Origin of the sequence: Peribacillus frigoritolerans (genome assembly GCF_001636405.1) — a bacterium.
Taxonomy (GTDB): domain Bacteria; phylum Bacillota; class Bacilli; order Bacillales; family DSM-1321; genus Peribacillus; species Peribacillus frigoritolerans.
On the sequence record NZ_KV440950.1, the window covers coordinates 650,140 to 671,606 of the forward strand.

General features: G+C 42.9%; 22 protein-coding genes and 2 riboswitches. Of the genes, 19 read left to right on the forward strand and 3 right to left on the reverse strand.

Going from position 1 to position 21,467, the window contains the following annotated elements:
* The first annotated feature begins 453 nt into the window (after window positions 1-453).
* From A6755_RS03095 to A6755_RS03115, 5 genes are all read left to right on the forward strand, one after another.
* Window positions 454-1,377, forward strand: a complete 924-nt coding sequence (locus A6755_RS03095) for a metal ABC transporter solute-binding protein, Zn/Mn family (RefSeq protein ID WP_063589754.1) — start codon at window positions 454-456, stop codon at window positions 1,375-1,377.
* A 12-nt stretch (window positions 1,378-1,389) separates the two neighbouring features.
* Window positions 1,390-2,145: a metal ABC transporter ATP-binding protein gene (locus A6755_RS03100; protein WP_034310095.1), complete on the forward strand. Its 756-nt coding sequence runs from the start codon at window positions 1,390-1,392 to the stop codon at window positions 2,143-2,145.
* A 10-nt stretch (window positions 2,146-2,155) separates the two neighbouring features.
* Window positions 2,156-3,079: a metal ABC transporter permease gene (locus A6755_RS03105; RefSeq protein WP_063589755.1), complete on the forward strand. Its 924-nt coding sequence runs from the start codon at window positions 2,156-2,158 to the stop codon at window positions 3,077-3,079.
* Window positions 3,076-3,957, forward strand: coding sequence for a metal ABC transporter permease (locus tag A6755_RS03110; RefSeq protein ID WP_063589756.1), 882 nt, complete (start codon window positions 3,076-3,078; stop codon window positions 3,955-3,957). The genes A6755_RS03105 and A6755_RS03110 overlap by 4 nt, the downstream gene beginning before the upstream one ends.
* 146 nt (window positions 3,958-4,103) lie before the next feature.
* Entirely contained in the window at window positions 4,104-5,276 is a 1,173-nt protein-coding gene (locus tag A6755_RS03115; protein ID WP_034310104.1) for an FtsW/RodA/SpoVE family cell cycle protein, read from the forward strand.
* An 82-nt stretch (window positions 5,277-5,358) separates the two neighbouring features.
* On the opposite strand, the gene A6755_RS03120 is transcribed toward A6755_RS03115, so the two are convergent.
* Entirely contained in the window at window positions 5,359-5,694 is a 336-nt protein-coding gene (locus A6755_RS03120) for a spore coat protein (protein ID WP_063574745.1), read from the reverse strand.
* A 13-nt stretch (window positions 5,695-5,707) separates the two neighbouring features.
* Complete coding sequence (locus A6755_RS03125) at window positions 5,708-5,986, reverse strand: hypothetical protein (RefSeq protein ID WP_034310108.1); 279 nt, start codon at window positions 5,984-5,986, stop codon at window positions 5,708-5,710.
* Window positions 5,987-6,134: 148 nt separating this feature from the next.
* Here A6755_RS03125 and A6755_RS03130 point away from each other — a divergent pair, with 148 nt between their 5' ends.
* A complete protein-coding gene (locus A6755_RS03130) occupies window positions 6,135-7,052 on the forward strand; it encodes a proline dehydrogenase family protein (protein ID WP_063589757.1) in 918 nt (305 codons plus the stop codon).
* A 50-nt stretch (window positions 7,053-7,102) separates the two neighbouring features.
* On the opposite strand, the gene A6755_RS25810 is transcribed toward A6755_RS03130, so the two are convergent.
* Entirely contained in the window at window positions 7,103-7,237 is a 135-nt protein-coding gene (locus A6755_RS25810; RefSeq protein ID WP_084738157.1) for a YuzL family protein, read from the reverse strand.
* Between the two features lie 163 nt (window positions 7,238-7,400).
* Here A6755_RS25810 and A6755_RS03135 point away from each other — a divergent pair, with 163 nt between their 5' ends.
* The 13 genes from A6755_RS03135 to sufC all read left to right on the forward strand — a co-directional run bounded on the left by A6755_RS03135 (window position 7,401) and on the right by sufC (window position 21,466).
* Window positions 7,401-9,830, forward strand: a complete 2,430-nt coding sequence (locus A6755_RS03135) for a 3-hydroxyacyl-CoA dehydrogenase/enoyl-CoA hydratase family protein (RefSeq protein ID WP_431188838.1) — start codon at window positions 7,401-7,403, stop codon at window positions 9,828-9,830.
* Window positions 9,831-9,901: 71 nt separating this feature from the next.
* A complete protein-coding gene (locus A6755_RS03140) occupies window positions 9,902-11,080 on the forward strand; it encodes an acetyl-CoA C-acetyltransferase (RefSeq protein ID WP_034310115.1) in 1,179 nt (392 codons plus the stop codon).
* 68 nt (window positions 11,081-11,148) lie between these two features.
* The gene (locus tag A6755_RS03145; RefSeq protein ID WP_063589759.1) at window positions 11,149-12,936 is read left to right on the forward strand and encodes an acyl-CoA dehydrogenase FadE; all 1,788 of its coding nucleotides are present in this window, start codon (window positions 11,149-11,151) and stop codon (window positions 12,934-12,936) included.
* A 141-nt stretch (window positions 12,937-13,077) separates the two neighbouring features.
* Window positions 13,078-13,434: an arsenate reductase family protein gene (locus A6755_RS03150; protein WP_063589760.1), complete on the forward strand. Its 357-nt coding sequence runs from the start codon at window positions 13,078-13,080 to the stop codon at window positions 13,432-13,434.
* Between the two features lie 95 nt (window positions 13,435-13,529).
* Window positions 13,530-13,913, forward strand: a complete 384-nt coding sequence (gene gcvH / locus A6755_RS03155; RefSeq protein ID WP_034310122.1) for a glycine cleavage system protein GcvH — start codon at window positions 13,530-13,532, stop codon at window positions 13,911-13,913.
* A 94-nt stretch (window positions 13,914-14,007) separates the two neighbouring features.
* Window positions 14,008-14,373 (forward strand): toprim domain-containing protein, encoded by a 366-nt coding sequence (locus tag A6755_RS03160; protein WP_034310126.1) that lies wholly within the window; start codon window positions 14,008-14,010, stop codon window positions 14,371-14,373.
* A 3-nt stretch (window positions 14,374-14,376) separates the two neighbouring features.
* On the forward strand, window positions 14,377-14,685 hold the full coding sequence (locus tag A6755_RS03165) for a thioredoxin family protein (RefSeq protein ID WP_053537408.1): 309 nt from the start codon (window positions 14,377-14,379) through the stop codon (window positions 14,683-14,685).
* Window positions 14,686-14,830: 145 nt separating this feature from the next.
* Window positions 14,831-14,938, forward strand: a riboswitch (SAM riboswitch).
* A gap of 100 nt (window positions 14,939-15,038) precedes the next feature.
* Window positions 15,039-16,349, forward strand: a complete 1,311-nt coding sequence (locus tag A6755_RS03170; protein ID WP_174878686.1) for an O-acetylhomoserine aminocarboxypropyltransferase/cysteine synthase family protein — start codon at window positions 15,039-15,041, stop codon at window positions 16,347-16,349.
* Between the two features lie 117 nt (window positions 16,350-16,466).
* Window positions 16,467-16,579: riboswitch (SAM riboswitch) on the forward strand.
* Window positions 16,580-16,724: 145 nt separating this feature from the next.
* Window positions 16,725-17,759 carry a methionine ABC transporter ATP-binding protein gene (locus A6755_RS03175; protein WP_034310128.1) on the forward strand — a complete coding sequence of 345 codons (1,035 nt, stop codon included), beginning with the start codon at window positions 16,725-16,727 and terminating at the stop codon, window positions 17,757-17,759.
* Window positions 17,752-18,420 (forward strand): methionine ABC transporter permease, encoded by a 669-nt coding sequence (locus A6755_RS03180; RefSeq protein ID WP_034310130.1) that lies wholly within the window; start codon window positions 17,752-17,754, stop codon window positions 18,418-18,420. The genes A6755_RS03175 and A6755_RS03180 overlap by 8 nt, the downstream gene beginning before the upstream one ends.
* Window positions 18,421-18,435: 15 nt before the next feature.
* Window positions 18,436-19,272 carry a MetQ/NlpA family ABC transporter substrate-binding protein gene (locus A6755_RS03185; protein WP_034310133.1) on the forward strand — a complete coding sequence of 279 codons (837 nt, stop codon included), beginning with the start codon at window positions 18,436-18,438 and terminating at the stop codon, window positions 19,270-19,272.
* Between the two features lie 817 nt (window positions 19,273-20,089).
* Window positions 20,090-20,230: a YuzK family famiily protein gene (locus A6755_RS28425; RefSeq protein WP_479687500.1), complete on the forward strand. Its 141-nt coding sequence runs from the start codon at window positions 20,090-20,092 to the stop codon at window positions 20,228-20,230.
* 450 nt (window positions 20,231-20,680) lie between these two features.
* Complete coding sequence (gene sufC, locus A6755_RS03195) at window positions 20,681-21,466, forward strand: Fe-S cluster assembly ATPase SufC (RefSeq protein WP_034310141.1); 786 nt, start codon at window positions 20,681-20,683, stop codon at window positions 21,464-21,466.
* Window position 21,467: the final 1 nt, after the last annotated feature.

The following is a 21,467-nucleotide window of genomic DNA, read 5'->3' on the forward strand; positions in this document are numbered from 1 at the left end:
CCTGTTTTTGCTTTGCGGAATCGAATTGGGATTTGCGTACTTGGCCATTTCCTTGAAACAGGAGAAATGAGTGGCAATGCCCGTCAAGAAGAAGTCCGCGGCTTTATACGTGGAAACCGCGTTTACTCGTGAATTTCACGTCGTCCAGAAATAGCTCCCCCTAGTTATGTTCACCAGTGAAACTCCACAATATAAATATAATTTCATCATACGGAATGACTGACTGTCAGAAGCTGCCTAGTGGAGCCTCCTGACAGTTTTTGCTGCGTGTAAAAGTCATTCGCCTATTTGAAATGTTTAAAAATAGTTGCACTTTTTTTGTATATTTGTGTATAGTATAAAATAAGTTGTGTAGAGGAAACTTTTTAGCATTTACGACAATGTAAAAAAATTTACACTTAGTTTTGCACAAGGCAAACTATTTTAGAAAGATGAAAAAGGGAGGGAATATGGATGGGTTTTCTTAAATCTATTGGAGGCGTGCTTGTTGCATTGCTGGTTTTAACGGGGTGCGGCAATGATACGGCCGAAAGTGATAATGGCAATGGCAAGCTGGATGTCGTTACAACAACGGGAATGATTGGGGATTTGGTTGAGAATATCGGCGGTAAACATGTCGAGGTCACAAGTTTAATGGGACCGGGAGTCGACCCCCATCTATATAAAGCGACGCAGGGTGATGTGAAGACATTGGATTCGGCTGATATGATTTTTTATAACGGACTGCATCTTGAAGGGAAAATGACGGATATATTTGAAATGATGAGCAAGGATAAACCGACGATTGCCGTAACGGAAGACTTCAAGGAGAACCAACTTCGCAAAGTGGGTGCATCTGAGCATGATCCCCACGTATGGTTTGATGTAAAGCTTTGGATCGTTGCGGCGGAGGCAGTTAAGAAAGAATTGATCGCCAAGGACCCGGACAATGAAGGGGAGTATCGTGAAAATTATGAGGAGTACGTTCTGCAATTGGAGGAACTCGATAAATATGTCCATGAGGAAATCAATAAAGTGCCAGAAGACCAACGGGTGCTCGTTACGGCACATGATGCTTTTGGGTACTACGGGCAGTCATATGGCCTGGACGTAAGAGGGCTCCAAGGGATCAATACATTATCGGAATATGGATCGAAAGATGTGACGGATATGCGGAACTATCTTGTGGAGAACAAAATAAAAGCGATTTTCATAGAGTCAAGCGTACCGAGGAAGGCTATCGAGGCTGTCATTCAAGGAGCAGGTAAGCAGGGCCACAAAGTGGAAATCGGCGGTGAATTGTTCTCGGATGCCATGGGTGAAAGAGGGACGGAAGAAGGAACGTATATCGGAATGGTCCGTCATAACACGGACACCATCGTCCGTGCTTTGAAATAGGGGGGAGAAACTATGAATCAAGCAGCTTTGAAGGTCGAGAATTTAACGATTGCTTATCATAAGAAGCCGGTTGTCGAAGATGTCTCATTTGAGGTGCCGGAAGGGAATTTAATCGGAATCATAGGCCCCAATGGAGCAGGGAAGTCCACTTTGATAAAGGGGATACTCGAATTGATCCCGAAAATATCGGGGCACATCACGATCAAGGGCTCTACTTATAAATCGATGAGGAAGAGCATCGGCTATGTACCACAGCGGGAGTCAGTGGATTGGGATTTTCCGACCAACGCACTTGATGTCGTGATGATGGGCAGATATGGTCATCTCGGATGGCTGAGGCGACCAGGGAAGTCCGAAAGGCAGAAGGGGATGGAGTGCCTGGAGAAGGTGGGGATGGCTGAATACGCAAACCGCCAGATCAGCCAGCTATCAGGCGGACAGCAGCAACGGATATTCCTGGCCCGTGCATTGGCACAGGAAGCGGATATTTATTTTATGGATGAACCGTTCGTAGGGGTGGATGCCGCAACAGAGAAAGCGATCATACAATTGCTGATGGAATTGAAGGAAAAAGGCAAAACCGTTCTGGTTGTGCACCATGACCTATCCACCGTGAAGGAATATTTCGACTGGACGATGTTATTGAATAAGAAGGTGATGAAAATAGGTCCGACAGAAGAAGTGTTCATTCCCGAATACCTACAGGCAACATATGGAGGCCGCCTAGCGATACTATCAGACACAAAGTCCGGCCTTTTATTAAAATGAGGTGTACACGATGAATATAATGGACATTATCACCGATCCAAATACAAGGTGGATATTGCTTGGCACGATGTTCCTCGGATTAAGCAGCGGGGTCATCGGCAGCTTTGCCTACCTCAGAAAGCAGTCTTTGCTTGGCGACACGCTCGCACATGCAGCGCTACCCGGTATCTGTGTCGCCTTCATGTTAACTGGAGTGAAATCCACTTCCTACTTTTTGATAGGTGCCGCCCTGGCTGGCTTAGTCGCTGTCTTCTTGATCAGTGTGCTTACGAGATACAGTAAGATCAAGCAGGATGCGGCCTTGGGAATCGTCTTATCTTCTTTCTTTGGTTTCGGAATTGTGATGCTTACGCAAATCCAGCAGAGCGAGTATGGAAACCAGAGTGGATTGGATACCTTTTTATTCGGACAGACGGCGTCAATGGTCATGTCCGATGTATATATGATGATGACGGTTTCCTTCATTCTCATTTTCACTTGTACCGTATTTTTTAAAGAATTCAAATTACTGTCCTTTGATCCCGGGTTTGCTAAGGGGATGGGATTGCCGGTGGTTTTTCTGGATTATTTCATCATGATGCTGATCGTGGCAGCTGTAGTGATCGGTATCCAGGCTGTAGGCGTCGTATTGATGGCATCTTTACTGATAACGCCTGCGGTATCAGCGAGATATTGGACCGAGCGCCTGCATATCATGGTCATCCTGTCTGGTATATTCGGAATGATGAGCGGTGTGTCTGGAACGTTGATCAGTACATCTGTCAATGATTTGCCGACAGGACCGTTAATTGTCTTATCCGCGACGGTATGGTTTTTCTTTTCCATGCTTTTTGCACCTAAACGCGGAGTGCTTTCATCTATATGGAGAAGGGTTTCGACGAAAAAGAAATATTCTCTCGAACAGGATAGAAGGAAAGGGAGCCACTCATCATGAATGATTTTTGGATTATCTTAGTCGGAGCATTAGTGGCGGGTTCTTGCAGTGTATTGGGGTGTTTTTTGATAGTCAGGAAAATGACGTTGATTGGGGATGCAATCAGTCATTCCGTTTTGCCGGGAATCGTATTGGCATTTTTAATAACCGGAACCCGTGATTCGGTTCCAATGCTGATCGGGGCTGCTGCGCTCGGCTTGCTTGCCGTGTTCTTGATCCAGCTTTTCCAATCGTCGGGCGTTCAATCCGACGCTGCTATCGGGATTGTATTCACTTCCCTTTTTGCAACGGGGATCGTACTTGTGAGCTTGTACACGCAACAAATAGATTTTGACCTGGAACATGTCCTTTATGGGGAAATAGCCTATACCCCGTGGAACACGATGACAATCGGGGGAATCGAGGCTGGACCAAAAGCTGTTTGGATAGTCGGCAGTTGTTTTATCCTGAACCTCATAATGATTTTCCTTTTCTTCAAACAGTTTAAACTCGTTTCATTTGATCCAGCACTTGCTGCCGCGATGGGAATTCCTGTACTGTTCTTTCATTACTTATTGATGAGCCTCATTTCACTGACAACTGTTGCTTCTTTTGATAGTGTAGGTTCCATTTTAGTAGTTGGAATGCTCATCATACCTGCGGCAACGGCCTATCTGCTGTCAGACCGTTTAAGCCGCATGATATTGGTCAGTATCGGGGTCGGGGTGCTAAGTTCCGTCATCGGCTACTATTCAGCCACCATTTTGGATGCCTCGATATCAGGTTGCATGGTGGGTTCGGCCGCCATATTATTCGGATTGGCCTTTCTCTTCTCCCCAGGCAATGGATTGGTCAGCCTATTGCTGAAACGGAGAAAATCAAAGGAATCACACGCATAGCTCCCATGCCTGCAGGCTTCATGGAAATAACTCCATGAAGCCTGTAAACTATTCTTCTATATAGTTGTGATTTTATTTGTTTAAAGTATAATGAATAAGTGTATTTATAGATGTATCGCAGGAGCCTTTTTAAGGGAGAGTTTAGTATGGAAGAACAAAATAAATTTTCATCTCGAATAGATTTTTCTTTGGTCACAATATTGCTGTTATTATGCGTTGGAAGCTGCCTGGCAATCTATAGTGCCCAAACGACTGGACAGTACGCTGAAAACTTCTTAATAAAACAAATTTTTTGGTATATAGTGGGGATAGGAATCGTATTAGGGTTCATCACACTGGATTCGGACCAGTTGAAGAAAATCTCTTGGTACGCTTATGGCTTCGGATTATTTTTACTTTTTTTGCTGATCATTATGCCGGAAAGCATCGTTCCTGTCCGGAATGGTGCGAAAAGTTGGTTCATCATTCCGGGAATCGGTTCGATTCAGCCATCGGAATTCATGAAGGTTTTCCTGATCCTGGCTTTAGCGAATGTCATATCGAACCATCATCTCAAAAACACGCTGAAAACGATTCAAACGGATATCTGGCTGCTTATTAAAATCGGTCTTGTGACCGGTGCCCCTTTATTGTTAATCATGCAACAGCCTGATTTGGGCACCTCGCTTGTCATCATGTCAATCATGCTCGGAATGATTTTCATATCAGGGGTATCATGGAAGATCCTGCTGCCGATCGTTTCGGGGGGAGTTGTCGTCGCTTCCACGGTCCTGTACTTTGTACTTTGGAAGCCGGAAATCCTGGAAAAATACCTAGGGGTAAAATCTTATCAATTCGGCCGTATCTATTCTTGGCTGGATCCATATAATTATGCCAGCTCCGAAGGGTATCACTTAACCAAATCCTTACTGGCCATCGGCTCCGGCCAGACCACAGGAAAGGGAATCGGTTCAAGGGAAGTGTATTTGCCCGAGAGTCATTCGGATTTCATTTTCAGCATCATCGGTGAAGAATTCGGCTTCATCGGATCAAGCATCATCATTTCCTTGTTTTTCCTATTGATTTACCACATAACAAAAACGGGAATGGACACGAAAAATAACTTCTATACATATATCTGTGTTGGCGTTATAAGCATGTTGACGTTCCACGTTTTTCAAAATATCGGCATGACTGTAGGCCTTTTGCCGATTACGGGGATTCCGCTTCCATTTGTCAGTTATGGAGGAAGCTCGCTCATGGGGAACATGATGGCGATGGGCTTAATATTCAGCATTCGGTATCACTATAAGAAGTATATGTTTTCCACGGATATCTAATAATAAAGCCGGCCCCCGATGGGCCGGCTTTATTTGTAGCAAAAAAACAAAAGGAGCAGAATCCACCCCCCTGAATGTTTGTTTATTGAATGTTCGTTCCAGATGGAAATTGATTTTTATAACCGGAAAATTGTTGATGCGATTGGCTTAAGCTGGAAGCTTGCGCCTTTTCTAAACTATACCAGCCTTTTTCGAACATAAGGTTATAGAGTTCACGCTGCATCTCCTGATTTTCTTTGGAAATGGAGAAAATGTCTTGGAATAATGCTTGATTGCTCATTTCATGCAAGGCAACGGAAAGGGAGTTACAAAAGTACTTTTCAGTTGTGAGCATATCATTTATAAAATCCCTGTCATTCATTTGCGGTGTTTTTGCCACGGGAGATTCAGGGTTTTGGACTTTGTTTTCATTGGGCATCAAGAACCCTCCTTTATTGATATTGTTGTTGACTCTGATTTTGGTCCGGGTTCAAATGTTTCAAAATGGTATCGTAATGGCGTTGATGCATGAGTCCGCACCGATTTAACGCATCAATGATTTGCGGGTCCTTACATTGTGTGGCAAAAAAATGTGCCTTTTTAACCGCATTCAGATTCCATGCAAGCATATCGGTTAAGTATAAGCTATCTTTCACCGAAACCATCTCCGGCGGCTGTTTCATAAAGCCGGTCGACTGCTGTTGGCTATTAAACGAATTTTGCTGTTCCATCATTCTACCTCCTCATGTGTTCTTTAATCGGGCTTAATTTTCCCTTCATGAAATTTTTTATTCTTGATTCTAAATATCTGAAAAATGAATTAAATGGTAAAATAATCTTGTGCATCTATTTTCCAAAATGATTTGGAGGGGAATGCAGATGGAAAGGATTTTGAAAAATCTATTCCTTTTTTTATCAAAGAATAAAGCTATGACACAGGCAGCGAAAAAATACGGGCTGCGGTTTGGTGCATCTCGCTTCGTGGCAGGAGAATCCTTGGATATGGCATGTGATGTGATTGCTGAACTCAACCGGAAGGGGCTTGCTGTCACCATTGATTATTTGGGTGAATTCATTGAAGATGAACAAGAAGCAGGGAAGATGGCAGAAGAGTGCATCGAAGCCATCCGGATGATTGGCACAAATGAACTGGATTCACAGTTATCCCTGAAGCTGACCTCGATGGGCTTGGATGTGTCCGAACAAGTCGTAATGAATAACATGCGGAGAATCTTGGATGAAGCTAGAGCCCATCGTGTTTTCGTGACGCTTGATATGGAAGATTTTCCGCGCTGTCAGCCGACTTTGGATGTATTCAAAACCCTTAAGTCTGAATATAATGAATTGGGGACTGTCATTCAAGCTTATCTGTATCGTACTGAGAGGGATATTGAAGAGCTGGATGCATACCATCCGAATTTAAGACTTGTTAAAGGGGCTTATAAAGAACCAAGGGACGTGGCTTTTCCTGAAAAAAAAGATGTGGATGAGAATTTCAAGAAAATCATCAAGAAGCATATGCAAAATGGAAATTACACAGCCGTTGCCACACATGATGATAGTATCATTGATTATACGAGGGACCTAGTCAAAGGTCAGGGAATACCCCGGGATTCATTTGAATTTCAAATGTTATATGGCATCCGCACTGAAAAGCAGCTTGAACTTGCTAAAGAAGGATATAAGGTAAGGGTGTATGTTCCTTATGGTACGGATTGGTATGGATATTTCATGCGCCGCCTTGCGGAGAGGCCAGCCAATATTGCTTTCGTTTTAAAAGGCCTATTCAAGAAATAGGAAGCGAGAGCCGCCCCGGAAAAGGGGACGGCTGCTCAAATCAAGAAGGATTATCTTTTGAACTGATTGTTCTGGCTGTTCACTTTATTGATTCCATGTTGACGTTCAGAGCCAGGGCCGGCATTGCCTTTAACACTTGCTGCGCTCACGGCTGCTTTAGAAGGATTATCTTTACGCTTCATTATATAAGTCACCTCCTGCCCGGTTATTTTTTACTGAAAGGAGGAGAAATAACCGAAAGAACGCGGAGAAAAAAATATATTTTTTCCTGTTTAATCATTGCGGAATTTCCAAATATATTCTATATTAGTAATAAGAAAAAATATTCAAAATTTTTTTGAATTAAAAATGAATGAACATTCATTCAATAAATTGTGTAAGGGGGATATAAACTTGGTTCGACAAATACGAAAGGCTGCTGTTCTAGGGTCAGGAGTTATGGGATCAGGGATTGCTGCACACCTTGCTAACATCGGCATTCCGACTTTATTATTGGATATTGTACCTCGTGAACTCACTGAGGATGAAAAGAAAAAGGGACTGACATTAGATAATAAACAAGTGCGTAACCGCATCAGCCAAACGGCGATTACGAAACTTTTAAAACAGAAACCAGCTCCGCTTTCGGCTAAGGGAAACATCGCGTTGATCGAGGCTGGAAACCTGGAAGATGATATAAGTCGTTTAAAGGATGTCGATTGGATCATCGAAGTGGTCGTTGAGAAGCTTGAGGTTAAGCAAAGTGTATTCGCCCAGGTTGATCAGCATCGTAAACCAGGAAGCATCGTTTCATCGAATACATCCGGAATTTCAATCGAAGCGATGGCAGAAGGACGTTCGGAGGACTTTCAAAAGCACTTCCTGGGAACTCACTTCTTCAATCCGCCGCGTTATCTTAAATTGTTGGAAATCATCCCTACTAAGGCAACTTCACCAGAAGTGCTTGAATATATGAAACGATTTGGCGAAGATGTTCTTGGAAAAGGTGTTGTCGAAGCCAAGGATACCCCCAACTTCATCGCAAACCGCATTGGAACTTATGGTTTATTGATCACTTTGCGGGAAATGCAAAAAGGCGGATACAGTGTCGGTGAGGTCGATTCGGTTACAGGTCCGTTGATTGGAAGGGCAACTAGCGCGACTTTCCGGACACTTGACGTCGTTGGATTGGATACCTTTGCACATGTTGCCAGAAACGTTTATGACCAGGTGGACGGAGAAGAAAAAGAAGTTTTCAAGATACCTGATTTCATGAATGAAATGCTTAAGAATGGGTGGCTTGGAAGCAAGTCAGGACAAGGATTCTTCTTGAAAAAAGGCAAGGAAATCCTTGAACTGAATCCCGAAACCCTTGAATATGCTGCACGAAAAAGATTAAAAACGCCTTCCATCGAAATGGCTAAACAGGCCAAGGGCTTGGATAATAAAATGAAAGCGCTTGTTTATAGTGAAGACCGTGCCGGCCAATTGCTATGGAATGTTTTGAATCCGGCGCTTGTGTATTCTGCCCAGCTGCTTGGGGACATCGCGGATGACATCGTGGCGATCGATCAAGCGATGAAATGGGGATTTGGATGGTCCACAGGGCCATTTGAAACCTGGGATGCGATAGGGGTAGAAAAATCGGCAGCCCGAATGGAAGCGGAAGGCATCACCGTTCCGCAATGGGTGAAGGATATGCTCGCTAAAGGCATCACGTCATTCTATAAAGAAGAAAATGGCATAGTTCACTATTATGATAATGGTGAATATAAAGAGCTTGTCGAAAATCCTAAAGTGATCAATCTTAAAGCGATCAAGAAGCAAAAAGGCGTAATCAAGAAAAACAGTGGCGCAAGCTTGATCGATATCGGCGATGGAGTGGCTCTGCTTGAATTCACTTCGCCGAATAATGCAATCGGTCTGGATATCATACAAATGATCAATGCCGCGGTTGACGAAGCGGAAACGAATTTTAAAGGCCTGGTCATCGGAAACCAAGGAAAGAATTTCTGTGTCGGCGCTAATATTGCAATGATGCTTATGGAAGCGCAGGATGACAATATTTTTGAACTCGATATGGTCATCAGCCAATTCCAACAGGCGATGCTTAAAATTAAGTACAGTGCAGTTCCTGTAGTGGTTGCCCCGTTTAATATGACACTTGGCGGGGGTGCTGAAGTGTCCCTTCCGGCAGCGCGCATCCAGGCAACGACTGAAACGTATATGGGACTAGTGGAACCTGGTGTCGGCTTGATCCCAGGCGGGGGCGGGACTAAAGAACTTTATGTGAAGACGTTGAGGAATATGCCGAAGGGCGTTGACTTCGACTTACAGAAAGTGGCCAACCAAGTATTTGAAACGGTCGCCATGGCAAAAGTTTCGACCTCAGCCGAGGAAGCGAGGGGGAATAATTTCCTTGATTCAGCTGATGGAATAAGCGTGAATGCAGATCATCAGCTTTATGATGCGAAACAGGCGGTACTTTCCATGCATGAACAAGGCTATACCGCTCCAGCCCGCACAAAGATCCCTGTCGTAGGTGAAACTGGATATGCCGCACTGCTATTAGGGGCGGAATCCATGCGCCTTTCAGGATTTTTATCTGAACATGACCTTGTCATAGCCAAAGAGCTGGCATACGTCCTGGCAGGGGGGAAACTCCCATTTGGCACGGAAGTAGATGAACAGTATATCTTGAACCTGGAAAAACAGGCATTCCTAAAACTGATTTCGACTCCGAAATCCCAGGCAAGGATGCAGCACATGCTCGTTAAAGGTAAACCACTCCGTAATTGATGAATAGATGAAGATATGGCCAAAACGAGATCAATAGATCGATAGCTTAAAAATGAGTAAGGGGGATCCTCATGAAAGAAGCGGTAATAGTAGCTGGAGCAAGGACTCCGGTAGGAAGAGCGAAAAAAGGTTCTCTTGCTAGTGTACGTCCTGATGATTTAGGGGCTCTTGTCGTAAAGGAAACGTTAAAGCGTGCAGGGAATTATGAAGGAACGATAGATGACCTAATTATCGGTTGTGCAATGCCTGAAGCGGAACAAGGATTGAACATGGCGCGTAACATTGGAGCATTGGCAGGATTGCCTTATACAGTACCGGCCATAACGATTAATCGTTATTGTTCAAGCGGGCTGCAAAGTATCGCATATGGAGCGGAAAGGATCATGCTCGGCCAAAGTGATACAGTCATTGCAGGCGGGGCGGAATCCATGAGCCTTTTGCCAATGATGGGCCATGTAACACGTCCGAACGCGAGACTTGCGGAAACGGCACCGGAATATTATATGGGGATGGGTCACACTGCTGAAGCCGTTGCCAAAAAATACGGCATTTCCCGTGACGAGCAAGATGCATTTTCTGTTAGAAGTCATCAGAAGGCGGCTAAGGCCATTGCAGAAGGAAAGTTTTCCGATGAAATCGTACCGGTTGACGTTACCCTTCGTTCAGTGGGGCCAGATCTTAAGTTAAAGGAAAAATCATTTACTTTTACACAGGATGAGGGCGTTCGTCCAGGAACGACTGCTGAAGTGCTGAAAAAATTAAGACCTGCATTCTCCGTTACGGGATCCGTAACAGCAGGGAATTCATCACAGACGAGTGATGGTGCAGCCGCGGTCATGGTCATGGACGGGGAAAAGGCTTCTTCCTTAGGGATGAAACCGATGGGTAAGTTCCGTTCCTTTGCTGTAGCAGGAGTACCGCCTGAAATTATGGGTATTGGACCGATTGCAGCCATACCTAAAGCTTTGAAGCTAGCGGGTCTTGAATTATCGGATATTGGTTTATTTGAATTGAATGAAGCATTTGCTTCCCAATCCATTCAAATCATTCGTGAGCTCGGATTGAATGAAGAGATTGTCAATGTAAATGGCGGAGCCATCGCTTTAGGCCATCCACTAGGATGTTCGGGAGCGAAATTGACATTAAGCCTGCTTCATGAAATGAAGCGCAGGAACCAACAGTTCGGAGTCGTGACAATGTGTATCGGCGGCGGGATGGGTGCTGCAGGAGTGTTTGAATTAATGGCGTAATCCAAACCCTACCGGAAGCTGTCATGCTTCCGGCGGGTTACTATCTTAAACACATAGGAGGAAATAACATGTCCAATCAAACTACAGATAACCTCATTAAAGGCGGGGCCTTTTTAATAGAAGATATTACGTATGATCAAGTGTTTACACCGGAAGATTATTCTGATGAGCATAAAATGATTGCCAAGACTTCCGAGGAATTCGTAGTGAATGAAATTCTGCCGCAGGTTGAACATTTAGAAAACCATGAGTTTGACCGTTCCGTTAAATTACTGAAGCATGCAGGTGAAATCGGTTTACTTGGTGCTGATGTTCCTGAGGAATACAGCGGATTGGGTCTCGATAAAATCAGTTCGGCATTGATTACGGAAAAAATGGCACTTGCAGGCGGTTTCGGAATTACGCATGGTGCACATGTAGGTATTGGCTCTTTGCCAATCGTATTATTCGGGAATGAAGACCAAAAGAAAAAATACCTTCCTTTACTTGCAACGGGTGAGAAGATTGCTGCGTATGCCTTAACGGAACCAAGCTCAGGTTCTGATGCCTTGGGAGCAAAAACGACAGCGAAATTGAATGCGGAAGGAACACACTATATTTTAAATGGCGAAAAACAATGGATTACAAATGCAGGTTTTGCAGATGTCTTCTGTGTATACGCCAAAATCGACGGCGAACAATTCTCCGCTTTCATTGTTGAGCGTGATTATAAAGGCGTATCAACTGGGGCTGAAGAAAAGAAAATGGGGATCAAAAGCTCATCTACACGTACTTTAATCCTCGAAGATGTTCATGTACCAGTCGAAAACCTTTTGGGTGTAGCCGGAAAAGGGCATGTCATCGCTTTCAATATCCTGAATATCGGCCGCTATAAATTAGGCGTCGGTGCTGTCGGCGGATCTAAACGTGCCCTTGAGATTACAGCTGCTTATACGAATCAACGTCAACAGTTCAAAACGAAAATTTCCGATTTTAACTTGACGAAAGAAAAACTTGCAACAATGGCAGCGAAAATTTATGCAGCAGAAAGCTCTGTATATCGTACGGTTGGCCTTTATGATCAAAGACAAAGCAAATTGACGGATGAGCAAGTGAAAGATGGGAAATCAATGGCGGCTGCAATCGCTGAGTATGCCATTGAATGTTCATTGAATAAATTCTTTGCTTCCGAAGTATTGGATTACGTTACGGACGAAGGCGTACAGCTTCATGGCGGTTATGGTTTCATGCAGGAGTATGAAATTGAAAAAGCATATCGCGATTCCCGTATTAACCGGATCTTTGAAGGTACAAATGAAATCAATAGATTGCTTGTCCCGGGAACTTTCCTGAAGAAAGCACTTAAAGGGGAATTGCCGCTACTTCAAAAAGCTCAAGGCCTGCAAGAGGAATTAATGATGATGATGCCGGAAGAACCTGGCGATGAGCCACTGGCACAAGAAAAAATGCTTGTTAGGAACGCTAAGAAAATTGGTATTCTGGCAGCTGGGCTTGCGGCACAGAAATACGGCAAAAATCTTGATCAAGAACAAGAAATCCTCTCCAACATTGCAGATATCGCATCCCTTGCCTATGCAGCTGAATCCGTGGTATTGCGTACGGAAAAAGCAATTGCAGCTACAGGTCTGGAGAAGAATAAACAAAAAGTGCTTTACACTGAAATCTTCGTTCAGGAAGCTTTCAATGAAATAGAACAGCATGCAAAGGAAACGTTAATTGCGGTGGAAACAGGCGATACTCTCCGCATCATGCTTTCGTCGCTCCGTAAGCTGACAAGACACACTCCGATCAATGTCATTGCGAAAAAACGCGAAGCATCCGTCAAAGTAATCGAAACGGAAAAATATGCTCTTTAAGCAATGAGTCAGAATCCGAAAAGGGAATGCCCGTATAGGCATTCCCTTTATTTCCTTTGATGAAATCGCATTGGAAATTCAAAAGACATTTCGTTGTATTGCGTGGTAAAAACGGGTATTCTATTGATAGGTGGTGAAATGATGGGCTTAACATTATATTGGTACCCAAAATGCGGTACATGCCGTAATGCGAAGAAGTGGCTGGATAATCATGAACTGCAATATGAAGCGACCCATATAGCGGATAATCCCCCTTCGCGAACTGAAATAGAACAACTATATAAAAACAGCAATTTGGAGTTGAAGAAGTTTTTCAATACTAGCGGTCAAAAATATCGGGAGCTGGGCTTAAAGGATAAGCTGAAAGAAGCTTCTGAAGCAGAGATGCTTGATATATTGTCCACAGATGGAATGCTTCTGAAAAGGCCGATTGTTACGGATGGCACCAAAGTGACGGTAGGATTCAAAGAAGAGCAATTCGAACAGGTTTGGAACTGAAATTTCACAAAATATTTGGTTAATTCCTTACTTAAACAAACAATCTACCTTATAATGGAATAGATAAAATAAGATGTACATATGGAGGGTTAATTATGACAACAACACCAAAAGAACTTCGTTACACTAAAGAACATGAATGGGTCAAAACGGAAGATGGAACAGTGCGCATTGGAATTACGGCATTCGCACAGTCCGAGCTAGGGGACATCGTATTCGTTGAGCTTCCGGAAATCGGCGATGAATTGAAAGCGAACGAACCATTTGGAAGCGTTGAATCCGTTAAGACGGTTTCTGAACTTTATGCACCTATCAGTGGCAAGGTTGTTGAAGTGAACGAAGATTTAAGTGACAACCCTGAATATGTAAATGAGTCTCCTTATGAAAAGGCATGGATGGTCGTGCTTGAACCATCTAATAGCAGTGATATTGAAAACTTGATGAGCGCTGAAGAGTATGAGAGTTTAATCAACGGTTAAAAAGAAAGGAGAGGGGGGACTGAAAAGGCCTGCTCTCTTTTTCATTTGTACAGTGGGTGAGTTGCGCACATAATTCGTGAGATGGAGTGATGACATGGAGTGGGGCGAATTCGATAAAGTGATCATTGTAGAAGGCAGTTCCGATAGAAGAAAAGTTGCCTCCGTTTTAAATGAAGATGTGGAAATAAGATGTACGAATGGGACCATATCATTAACTAAGCTGGATGAATTAGTGGATGAATTGATCGACCGTGATGTTTATCTCCTTTTTGACGCAGATGAATCAGGAGAAAAGCTGCGGAAGCAGTTCCGAAGGGAAATGCCGGAAGCGAACCACCTGTATATTAATAAAATGTACAAAGAAGTGGAGAGCTCACCCGAACATCATATCGCAACTGTGCTCCTATCTGCCAATATGAATGTGAAAATGAAATTTTTAAGTCAAAGGGTGAACGACTAATTGATGCAGGAATGGAAAGAAGAAGAGTGTAAGCTTGCTGTTGAAAATGGGGAAACCTTTTGCTTATATTTATATACACCTTTATGCGGAACCTGTCAGGTGGCCTCCAAGATGCTGACGATATCCTTGGAGCTTTTCCCCGAATTGAAGGCAGGCAAAATGAATATGAACTATATCCAAGCAATTGCCGAATCATATGAAATCGAAAGTGTTCCTTGCTTATTGCTTTTCAAAGAAGGGCAGCTGCACAAGAAAATATATGCCTTTCAATCCGTTCCTTATTTGTACGGATTGCTTAAGGAAATCAGTTAGGAAACCAACCAGAACCGCGGTTGGTTTTCTTTGTTACTGACATTAGAATGAGAGTAGGAAATAAACAAAGAATATTCTAACAATTCATTGACTGATTTAATCTAAAATGCTATATTTTGAATTAAGTAATGGCAGAATTTAATAGTTCTTATCAAGAGTGGCGGAGGGACTGGCCCGACGAAGCCCGGCAACCGGTATAAATTTTTATATACGGTGCTAATTCCTGCAGAGTGTTGGCTCTGGTAGATGAGGTGTGTTCTTGAAACCTCTTCTTATAGAAGTGGTTTTTTTGTTTATAAAAAGCTAGATTTCATATAAATCCAACTAAATCCATAGAAAAAAGGTGAAATTATATGTCAGAGAAAAAGTTGCGTTTCGAAACATTGAGTGTTCATGGCGGTCTGCAAGCTGATGAAACAGGTGTCCGTGCCGTTCCTATCTACCAAAGCAATGCATACTTGTTCAAGGATACCGACCATGCAGCGAATTTATTTGGCCTAAAGGAGAATGGCTATATATATTCACGGCTTCATAATCCCACGGTCAGCGTTTTTGAGGAAAGAATGGCCTTATTGGAAGGCGGTATCGGCGGATTGGCAACGGCAAGCGGAATGGCCGCCATCTCACTTTCAATCCTGAATATTGCTGCCGCAGGGGATGAGATTGTTTCAGCCTCTACATTATATGGCGGTACGTATAACCTTTTCGAAAACACTCTTCCTAAATATGGGATCAAAGTGAAGTTCGTTTCTCCCGATGACCCTGAGAATTTTAAAAGGGCGATTACACCAAGAACTAAAGCCATTTTTGCTGAAACGATCGGAAATCCAAGTTTGAGGGTGCTCGATATTGAAGCGGTAGCGGAAATCGCCCACGAAGCCGGCATACCTTTAATCATTGATAATACCTTCGCAACACCGTATCTTTGCAGACCAATTGATTTTGGAGCGGATATTGTCATCCATTCCGCTACAAAATGGCTTCTTGGAAATGGAACGACGCTAGGCGGTGTCATCGTGGATGGAGGGAAATTCGATTGGAACTCGCCAAACTATCCTGGCTTCACGGAGCCTGACCCTAGTTACGACGGTCTGGTATACGCCGAGGCAGTTGGCCCTGCCGCATTCATAACGAAAGCCCGAGTCCAGTTACTCCGTGATTTGGGCCCTGCGCTAAGTGCCCAAAGTGCTTTCCAGTTTACGCTTGGACTTGAAACGCTGCATGTAAGGATGAAAGAGCATCTATCAAACACCAAGTCTGTCATTCAATATTTAAAAAACCATCCTGCCGTGACCTGGGTTTCACATCCTGGTGATGAGGATCATCCCGATAAAGCCCTTGCGGATAAATATTTGCCAAAGGGAGCTGGATCTGTCGTCACATTTGGGATTCAAGGTAATCGCGAAGCTGGGGCAAAACTTATCAATTCGGTGGAATTATGGTCCCATGTGGCGAATGTAGGGGATGCGAAGAGCTTGATCATCCACCCAGCAAGTACCACCCATCAACAATTGAATGAGGCGGGTCTTGCGAAAGCGGGTGTAAGTGCCGATCAAGTCCGTTTATCGATTGGGATTGAAAATGTAGACGACTTAATAGAAGATTTGGAGCAGGCAATTGAAAAGGTGACGAACATCGTCTCCTTGACTTCCAAAACGCTTTAAGCAAAGTTCCTGTTCATTCTTGTACTAGAAATAATATACATTGCGCTCCTTTTTTATCTATGATAAAATTTCTCCATACTAAAGAACTTAATGATGTACAAATATTCTATATATTAGCTCTTATCAAGAGAGGTGGAGGGATGTGCCCGATGAAACCCGGCAACCGACAAGGTGATTTCCTTGGAAAGGTGCCAATTCACACAAAGTTTAATCACTTTGGAAGATGAGAGGAAGGCCTGATTCTTCACCTGCCTTTCTGCTCATGCAGAAAGGTTTTTTCTATTTTAATTGGGAACATGATAGGAGAAACAGACTAATAATGTAGAGAAATCAACTAAGTTCATAGGTTTTATTGGATAAAAGAGGTGAGGGTTAATGATTACATTGACGAAAGTCAGTAAGCTGTTCCGAACAGGAAAAGGAAACAGTGAGACGATCAAGGCTGTAAATAATGTGAATGTTGAAATAAATAAAGGCGAGATTTTCGGGATCATCGGTTACAGTGGAGCGGGGAAAAGTACTTTGATCAGAATGCTCAATGGATTGGAAACACCGACAGAGGGATCCGTTGTGGTGGCTGAAAAGGAAATTTCAAAAATTAAAGGGGCTCAGCTCCGTAAGGCCCGTCAAGAAATCAGCATGATTTTCCAGCATTTCAATCTATTATGGTCAAGGACCGTTCAGGAGAATATATCTTTCCCGTTGGAAATTGCAGGAGTTTCTAAACCTGAACGCACCAAGCGTGTGAACGAATTGATCAAGTTAGTCGGACTTGAAGGCAGGGAAAAGGCCTATCCTTCGCAATTAAGCGGAGGGCAAAAGCAAAGGGTGGGAATAGCCAGGGCTCTGGCAAATGACCCTAAAGTGCTTCTGTGTGATGAAGCGACTTCTGCTTTGGATCCGCAGACTACCGACTCCATACTCGAATTGCTTGTTGACATCAATAAGCGTTTGGGATTGACGATCGTCTTGATTACGCATGAAATGCATGTAATACGTAAAATCTGCCATCGTGTCGCCGTGATGGAAAGCGGGCAGGTTGTTGAACAGGGTCCTGTCCTGGATGTTTTCAAGAATCCTAAAGAACAAATGACGAAGCGTTTCGTGCAACAGGTAACGGAACCGGAAGAAACGAAAGAAACGATGGACCATTTGCTCGAACGCTATCCAGCAGGCAAAGTGATTCAATTGACCTTTGTAGGTGATCATGCAGAAAGCCCATTGATCACCAAGCTTGTACGTAACTTCGAGTTGGATGTCAATATCGTTCAAGGTAAGATATCCCAAACAAGAAGCGGTTCATATGGAACATTGTTTATCCATCTAGATGGCAAAGAGGATGAAATGCTCCGCGCAATCGAATTCATTAAAGCACAGCAGGTAGGCGTGGAGGTGATTACTCATGCTTGAAGAATTATTGCCGAATGTTGATTGGGAAGACATCATTGAAGCTACGAAAGAAACGCTTTACATGACAAGCGTCTCTGTAGTGGCAACCTTTTTTATAGGCATAATACTAGGATTGATCCTTTTCCTGACAGGGAAGGGTAATATGTGGCAAAACCGGGCTGTCAACGGAGTCATGAGTGCTGTCGTCAATATATTCCGCTCCATTCCATTTCTTATTTTGATCGTGCTGCTCATTCCTTTCACTAAAGCGCTTGTCGGTTCCATGATCGGTGAGAACGCTGCACTGCCGGCACTTATTATCGGTGCTGCCCCATTTTATGCGCGTATGGTTGAAATCGGCCTTCGTGAAATCGATAAAGGTGTAATTGAAGCCGCTAAATCGATGGGAGCAAAAACGAGCACGATCATTTGGAAGGTCCTTCTTCCAGAGTCGATGCCTGCCCTTATTTCCGGGATTACGGTAACATCGATTGCATTGGTTGGATATACCGCGATGGCCGGGGTCATCGGCGCTGGCGGGCTTGGTAATCTAGCCTATTTGGACGGCTATCAAAGAAATCAAAATGACGTTACGCTTGTAGCGACGATCGTTATTCTAATTATCGTCTTCATAATTCAAATTATTGGAGATGTGATTACATCTAAATTGGACAAAAGATAAAGGGAGATGAAGAGGATGAAAAAGTTTTTAGGATTTGCATTAATCTTAGTGTTATCTATCGCTTTGGCTGCTTGTGGAAGTGAAAAGGATAAAAGCGGCAGCGATACGGATAAAGAATCGAAGAAAATAGTTGTAGGGGCATCCAATGTTCCTCATGCAGAAATCCTTGAGGAAGCTAAACCGCTTCTTAAAGAAAAAGGAATCGATTTGGAAATTGAAACGTTCCAGGACTATGTTTTACCGAATAAGGCGTTGAATGATAAGGAATTGGATGCTAACTACTTTCAACACATTCCATATTTAGAAGGGCAAATTAAAGAAAATGGATATGACTTCGTCAATGCTGGCGGAATCCATATCGAGCCGATTGCTCTATATTCACAAAAATATAAAAGCATTGATAAACTTCCGGAAGGCGCAACAATTATTATGAGCAGCTCTGTTGCTGATCATGGACGCGCTTTATCCCTTTTGGAAAAGAATGGCCTGATCACTTTGAAAGAAGGCATCGATAAAACGACGGCTACAACGAAAGACATCGTAGAAAATAAGAAAAACCTTAAATTCGATGCCGATTATGAAGCGGCCCTGCTTCCTAAAATTTATGAGAGCGGCGAAGGCGATGCAGTCTTGATCAACTCCAACTATGCAATTGACGCCGGTTTGAATCCTCTTGAAGATTCAATTGCGATTGAAGATTCCGAATCACCTTATGTGAACGTCATTGCCGTAAACAAAGGTGACGAAAATAAAGAAGCAATCAAAGCGCTTGTAGAAGTATTGCATTCTAAAGAAATTCAAGATTTCATTCTTAAAGAATACAAAGGTGCAGTTGTACCGGCGGATAAATAATTCGAGAATGGCGGCCTGATTTAATTCAGGTCTCAGTTTAAAAAGGTTTCGGAATGTTCTCATTCCGAAACCTTTTTTTTATTGGATTTGAATCATAATAGCCCTCTGTATTTTTATTGAGTGCCGATGGGCAGGGATAACAACCAAAACGCTCATATTACACATAGCCATGGTTGCGGAATCTGCGTCAACAGCTTCAGGTTTTATTCATTTATGCTTCAGCAGACGATAACGGATTTGTGTTGGGACGATAGTAACACCCGGAAATACTCGATTAAGAGCCTCTGATTGAACAAATGATTAATAAAGCTGCCGAACTTAGAGAAGTGAAGCACTTTATCACGGAAATCCTAACCGGCATTGAACGGAATATAGAATGTAGGTGAAAGTGATTCTATCTGATTGTGTAGTCTTAGTGGATTGGAGCGGGTGTTCGAGACTCCTGCGGGAAAAAGCGAGTCAAGGGGAGACACCGCAGGCGCAAGAGCACCGAGGAGGCTTCCGGACCGCCCGCGGAAAGCGAGTGCCTGAAGTGGAAAGTAACGTTCAAATTTTGAAAAACCTAAAAGTCTAAAAAACTGTAGACAAACTAAAAATTATGAGCGACGCATTATGTAAAAGCTGAACGGACAAACAAGCTCGCTATAATGATGGTCCAGGTTGTTTCAGTCTGCGTCTTAATTTAATTCCTTTCATGTTTAATCAGGAAAGGAAAGGGTATAGAGATAATGAAGGTAAAAAAAGATACACAAATTTGAAAGGATGGTTCACTATCAATACTCTGGATTTAAATGTAACAAGCGAAATGGAAAAGGCGATGCAGTCTTCACATGGGATTGGCTACAGTGAGTACAGTAGAGACTTAGACCTCCGTATCGAGGTTGAGAAGGAACGGGATAGGGAACATGTAAAGTGCAACAAAATGGTCCAGGACCTACAACGCAAAATTCACGGCTAAGCATATAAAAGAATTCTTTAAAAGATCGGTCTGTAGAGGTAAAATGGAAAGTGGTCCATAAAATAAGGGTTTCCTTATTGGATAAACTTACATAATACCTGACAGTCCGATTTTTTTCTTTTTAAGCGGAACGTTCATACCTTGCAATCGAAACCTTTGAACATATAGTAATAAGGACAAAGATTTGCCGAATAATAAGATAATTTTAACAAAAGCTAAAATAAGTATGAATATGCAGTAAACAGGCCATATCTGTTAATATTGTAAGAATCGGACAGGTTTTTAACATGGCCGAAGTGGAAACCCCTATCTATTTAGTTGATTCCAAATTGGATTTGTTATAAAATTGGAATGAGAATAAAGTGAGAATGCTTTTACGGAAATTATAGTAATGAAAGTAATCTTTACTTTCTGGTAATAAAATTGGAATTAGTTCACGGAGGTATTATTATGTCAGCTTCTACATTAACGGTTAAAGATCTGCACGTATCAATTGAAGGCAAAGAGATTTTAAAAGGGGTAAACCTTGAAGTTAAAGGTGGAGAAATCCATGCGATCATGGGACCAAATGGAACTGGTAAATCAACTTTATCATCAGCAATCATGGGTCACCCTAAATATGAGGTAACTAGCGGAAGCATCACATTCGATGGTGAAGATGTATTGGAGATGGAAGTAGACGAGCGCGCTCGTGTCGGTCTATTCCTTGCTATGCAATATCCAAGTGAAATCAGCGGTGTTACAAATGCAGACTTCTTACGTTCTTCCATTAACGCACGCCGTGAAGAAGGCGATGAAATTTCATTGATGAAATTCATCCGTCAAATGGACCAAAAAATGGAATTCCTTGAAATGGATGAAGATATGGCGCAACGCTATTTAAATGAAGGTTTCTCAGGCGGAGAGAAAAAACGCAACGAGATTCTTCAATTAATGATGATCCAACCTAAAATTGCAATCTTGGATGAGATTGATTCAGGTCTAGATATCGATGCACTTAAAGTCGTTTCAAAAGGAATCAACGAAATGCGCGGAGAAGACTTTGGATGCTTGATCATCACTCACTACCAACGTCTATTAAATTACATCACTCCTGATTTTGTACATGTAATGATGCAAGGACGTGTCGTAAAATCAGGCGGTCCTGAACTTGCTGCCCGCTTGGAAGCGGAAGGTTATGACTGGATTAAACAAGAATTGGGCATTGAAGACGAAACTGTTGGCGAAGAAGCGTAAG